The sequence below is a fragment of the Mesorhizobium sp. M2C.T.Ca.TU.002.02.1.1 genome (genome assembly GCF_003997225.1).
In genome coordinates this window covers 1-3,895 of record NZ_RZTO01000601.1, presented here as the reverse complement: position 1 = coordinate 3,895, position 3,895 = coordinate 1, and the positions used below count along the sequence as shown (strand labels likewise).

General features: G+C 64.2%; 2 protein-coding genes and 2 pseudogenes. 2 read left to right on the top strand and 2 right to left on the bottom strand.

Translation table 11 applies throughout. The features are described from left to right. A pseudogene (locus EOD07_RS25835) lies at positions 1-183 on the top strand (lipid-A-disaccharide synthase); the annotation flags it as partial. A gap of 90 nt (positions 184-273) precedes the next feature. Here EOD07_RS25835 and gltA read toward each other — a convergent pair. Both gltA and gltX read right to left on the bottom strand, forming a co-directional pair. Beyond that, positions 274-1,602: a citrate synthase gene (gene gltA, locus EOD07_RS25830; protein ID WP_040987273.1), complete on the bottom strand. Its 1,329-nt coding sequence runs from the start codon at positions 1,600-1,602 to the stop codon at positions 274-276. A 181-nt stretch (positions 1,603-1,783) separates the two neighbouring features. Continuing rightward, entirely contained in the window at positions 1,784-3,208 is a 1,425-nt protein-coding gene (gene gltX / locus EOD07_RS25825; protein WP_127237427.1) for a glutamate--tRNA ligase, read from the bottom strand. 273 nt (positions 3,209-3,481) lie between these two features. On the opposite strand from gltX, the pseudogene EOD07_RS25820 reads away from it, so the two are divergent. Continuing rightward, positions 3,482-3,895, top strand: a pseudogene (locus EOD07_RS25820) (competence protein); the annotation flags it as partial.

The window sequence follows — 3,895 nt, the reverse complement described above, 5'->3', positions numbered from 1 at the left end:
CAGTATGTCCGTCCGGAAAATCTCGCCAGGCAGCTGGAAGCGCTGTTTGCCGATACCGGCATGCGCGCCTGGCAAAAGGCGGGCTTTGCGGAGATCGCCCGGCGCATGGCAACCGAGCGGCCCTCGGGCGAGATCGCCGCGGAAGTGGTGATGGGATGCATCAGGAGAGCGAATAGGGAGTAGCGAATAGCGAGTAGGGGCTGGGATGCCGCCAGGCGCCCCAGCCTTCTTTCTTTCCCTATTCGCTACTCGCTATTTCGCTATTCGCTCAATTCACCTTTTCGCAATCGGCACGTAATCGCGTTCCGTGGCGCCGGTATAGAGCTGGCGCGGGCGGCCGATCTTCTGGTGCGGGTCCTCGATCATTTCCTTCCACTGGGCGATCCAGCCGACGGTACGCGCGACCGCGAACAGCACGGTGAACATGGTGGTGGGGAAGCCGAGCGCCTTCAGCGTGATGCCGGAATAGAAATCGACATTCGGATAAAGCTTCTTGGCGATGAAGTATTCGTCGGTCAGCGCGATCTTCTCCAGCTCCATCGCGATGTCGAGCAGCGGATCGTCCTTGATGCCGAGCTCGCCCAGCACCTCATGCGCGGTCTTCTGCATGATCTTGGCGCGCGGATCGTAGTTCTTGTAGACGCGATGGCCGAAGCCCATCAGCCGGAACGGGTCGTTCTTGTCCTTGGCGCGGGCGATGAACTCCGGAATGTGATCGACATGGCCGATCTCGCCCAGCATGTTCAGCGCCGCTTCGTTGGCGCCGCCATGTGCCGGACCCCACAGGCAGGCGATGCCGGCGGCGATGCAGGCGAAGGGGTTGGCTCCGGAAGAGCCGGCGAGGCGAACCGTCGAGGTCGAGGCGTTCTGCTCGTGGTCGGCGTGCAGGATGAAGATGCGCTCCATCGCGCGCGCCAGCACCGGATTGATCTTGTACTCCTCGCACGGCACGGCAAAGCACATGTGCAGGAAATTGGCCGCGAAGTTCAGCTCGTTCTTCGGGTAAATGAAGGGCTGACCGATGTGGTATTTGTAGGCCATCGCCGCAATGGTCGGCATCTTGGCGATCAGGCGCATCGAGGCGACCATGCGCTGGTAGGGATCCGAAATATCGGTCGAGTCGTGGTAGAAGGCCGACAGCGCGCCGACCACGCCGCACATCACGGCCATCGGATGCGCGTCGCGGCGGAAGCCGGTGAAGAAGCGCGACATCTGCTCGTGCACCATGGTGTGGCGCGTCACGCGATAGTCGAAATCCTCCTTCTGCGCCTTGGTCGGCAATTCACCGTAGAGCAGCAGGTAGCAGACCTCGAGAAAGTCGCCATGCTCGGCGAGCTGGTCGATCGGATAGCCGCGATGCAGCAGGATGCCGGCATCGCCGTCGATGAAGGTGATTGCCGATTCGCAGCTTGCCGTCGACGTGAAGCCGGGATCGTAGGTGAAGGCGCCGGTGGTGCTGTAGAGCGCACCGATGTCGATGACGTCAGGCCCGGTCGACCCGCTTCGCACCTTGAATTCATGGGTCTTGCCGGCGAGTTCGAGCCTGGCGGTCGACTCGTGCGCCTTGCCGCCCGGTTCCAGTTTTGTCGCAGCTTCGCTCATTGCAAACTCCTTTATGTTTCCTCATGCCGGCAAGGCAATTCCTGCAAACGACACGTCGAAATCACCGGAATGGGCGAACTTGCCACCGCATTTTAGGAGGTGCGTGCCAGATTGGGCCAAGGCCTAATGTTGCACTGCGAAACACACCTTTCAATGCCAATCTTCTTGGGCCAGTTCGCTCCTAATCGATTTGGTCTCCAATCCTCGCCAGGCTTTCCTGGCGACCCAGCACGGCCAGCACGTCGAACACACCGGGCGAGGTGCTGCGGCCGGTCAGCGCGGCTCTGAGTGGCTGGGCCACCGCGCCGAGCTTGTGTCCGCCGGCCTGCGCAAACTCGCGGATCGAAGCCTCCGCCGAAGCGGCGCTCCAGTCGCCCTCGATGGAAGACAATGCGCCATGCGCGCCGCGCAGAATCGCGCGCGCATCCGCGTTGAGCAAGCCCGCCGCCTTCTCGTCGAGCGGCAAGGGCCGCTCGGCGAACAGGAAACCGGCGCCGTCGACCAGCTCGACCAGGGTCTTGGCCCGCTCCTTGAGCCCGGGCATGGCCGCAAGCAACTGCGCCTTGCGCTTGCCATCGAGCTTCGCGGCGAGCGCCGGGCCACCTTCGAGATAGGGCAAAGTAGCGACGAAGATGTCGAACAGCGCGTGGTCGTCCATCCTGCGCATATGCACGCCGTTCAGCGCCTCGAGCTTGGCGAAGTCGAAGCGCGCAGCGCCCTTGTTGACGTCGTCGATGTCGAACCAGGCGATCATGTCCTTGATCGACATCACCTCGTCATCGCCATGGCTCCAGCCGAGCCGCGCCAGATAGTTGAGCAAGGCTTCCGGCAGATAGCCCATGGCGCGATAGGCCTCGACGCCGAGCGCGCCATGCCGCTTCGACAACTTGGCGCCGTCGGCGCCGTGGATCAGCGGAATGTGCGACATCGACGGCACCGCCCAGCCCATGGCGTTGTAGATCACCGTCTGGCGCGCGGCGTTGGTCAAGTGATCGTCGCCGCGGATGATATGCGTGACGCCCATGTCGTGGTCGTCGACGACGACGGCATGCATGTAGGTCGGGTTGCCGTCCGAACGCAGGATGATGAAGTCGTCGAGATCCTTGTTCGGGAACCGCACCTCGCCCTGCACGCGGTCCTGCACGACCGTCTCGCCTTCGGTCGGCGCCTTGATGCGGATAGCGCCCTTGACGCCGGCCGGCGCCTCGGAGGGATCGCGGTCGCGCCACTGGCCGTTGTACCGCGGCGGCAGGCCTTTGGCTCTGGCTGCCTCGCGCATCGCCTCCAGCTCAGCGGGCGTCTCATAGCTGTAATAGGCCTTGCCCATGCGCACGAGCTCCTCGGCCACCTCGCGATGGCGCGGCGCGCGCTCGAACTGCGAGACAGCGTCGCCATCCCAGGAAAGGCCAAGCCAGGTCAATCCGTCGAGAATGGCGGCCGTGGCGGCTTCGGTGGAGCGCTCGCGATCAGTGTCCTCGATACGCAAAAGCATCGTGCCGCCGGTGTGCTTGGCATAGAGCCAGTTGAACAGCGCCGTGCGCGCCCCGCCAATATGCAGGTAGCCGGTGGGCGAGGGGGCAAAACGGGTGACGACCTTGTCGGACATGGAACTCTCGAAGAAGCACTGAAAAACGCATGTTTCGCGCAGACTTCCACGCGACCGGCGTTCATGTACCATAGGCGGTCTGGGGCGCAAGGGGCAGACCCGATGGCTGGGCGTGGCCGGGGTGCGGAGGAGGGCGGGGAAACGACAGCTGGCGTCAGCGAGCGCCTGATGTTTGCCCGTGCCGAGCCCACCGCAGAAGCGCCGCTTTCGCTTCCGGAACTCCGTCCACCCGCCGAACGACCGCCGCCAGGTGGCGGTGCGCTGCAGCCAGCCTTGCCAACAGCCACCGTCGGCAGGATCCGCAAACAGCTTGGCCGCGTTTCGCTTCCCGCGCTGCGCCGAAGCGTTGCGGTCGCTGCCGCCACCGAGCTCGACCGCGGCGTCGGCTTCCTGCTGGTGCCGGTGTTCCTGGCCGCCGGCGTGATCTATTACTTTTCGCTGAGCACCGAGCCGGATCTCTACAGGCCGCTTGCGGCGGTGGCTCTGATGGCTGTCTGCGCGGCGGCCTTGCGCTCCTGGCAGAGAACGCATCTTGTCTTCATGGCGTCGCTTTTCTGCGCGCTCGGCTTTCTGGCGGCCAAGGTGGAGACCTGGCGGATGGCGACCCCGATGCTGGGGTCCGAAATCCAGACACGGCTGACGGGCCGTCTCGTCACCGCCGAGGCGATGGCCAACGGCCGTGTCCGG